Origin of the sequence: Ectothiorhodospira sp. 9100 (assembly GCF_022227565.1) — a bacterium.
GTDB classification, from domain to species: domain Bacteria; phylum Pseudomonadota; class Gammaproteobacteria; order Ectothiorhodospirales; family Ectothiorhodospiraceae; genus Ectothiorhodospira; species Ectothiorhodospira marina.
On the sequence record NZ_JAJNAN010000112.1, the window covers coordinates 1 to 1,243 of the forward strand.

Here is a 1,243-nt window from a genome sequence, read left to right on the forward strand (position 1 = left end):
ATCAACTGGACAAGCTCTCCCAGTATGTGCATTTCCTGCGCGACAATCCCCAGGAACTGGATCTGCTGTTCAAGGAGTTGCTCATCGGCGTGACCAGCTTCTTTCGTGATCCCATGGCCTGGGAGAGCCTGCAGGCTCAGGTACTCACTTCCCTGTGCCAGGCCCCACCCTCCCAGGAGCGCCTCCTGCGGGCCTGGGTCGCTGGCTGTTCCACTGGTGAGGAGGCGTATTCACTGGCCATTGCCTTCCGGGAGGTGCTGGACGCATGCGCACCCTTTGATCGCGTCATGCTGCAGGTCTTTGCCACGGACCTCAACGAACACGCCATCGAACAGGCGCGTCAGGGCCTGTATCCGCCCAATATCGCCGCGGATGTGTCCCCCGAACGCCTGCAGCGGTTTTTTAAGAAAGAGGCAGGTGGCTACAGGGTCAATCGTGCCACCCGGGAGACGGTGATCTTTGCCACCCAGAACGTCCTCATGGATCCGCCCTTCACCAAGCTGGATCTGGTGATCTGCCGTAATCTGCTCATCTACCTGAATACAATGGCTCAGCACAAGCTCATGTCGCTGTTCCACTACAGCCTGCTGCCCGGCGGGGTCTTGTTCCTGGGCAATGCGGAAAGCGTGGGTGGTGCCAGTGAATTGTTCACTCCGCTGGATGCCCGTGCCCGCCTGTTCCACCGTGCTGAGGGCAGCATCCGTGTGACGGATCTGGATTTCCGTTCCCGCCTGGTTGAACCGGAGGTGGAAACCCAGGCACGCTGGGCCAGCGGGAAGCCTGCTGGCAGTCTTCAATCCCAGGCAGAGCAGGTCATGCTCAGGGAGTTTGCACCCCCGGCGCTGCTGGTAAATGCGGACGGAGACATCCTCTACGTGTTCGGTCGTACCGGTGATTACCTGGAGCCGGCCAGCGGGCGAGCCAACTGGAACATCCACGTGATGGCCCGGGATGGATTGCGTCAGGAACTGGCCATGCTGCTGCCCCGGGCAGTCAGGGAAAATAAGTCCATCAGCCAGTCGGGCATCGGTGTCGGCCCTGCGGATCGTCAGAAGTTCATCGATCTGACGGTCTTTCCCATCCAGGATCCTGAGACCATGAGCGGCATGCTGATGATCGTCTTTCAGCCCGTGCCGCCCCGCCCATGCCTTCCGGCGGGGGCACTGGATCCTGAAGTCCACCAGAACACACGCATCCAGGAGATGGAGCAGGCGCTGCAACAGAGCCGCGAGGATTTGCGCGC

The 1,243-nt window shown here is 60.9% G+C and carries 1 protein-coding gene; it reads left to right on the plus strand.

Translation table 11 applies throughout. The features are described 5' to 3' along the window. The coding region (locus LPW29_RS15155; RefSeq protein ID WP_238628707.1) for a CheR family methyltransferase at nucleotides 1-1,243 on the plus strand (1,243 nt) is incomplete at both ends.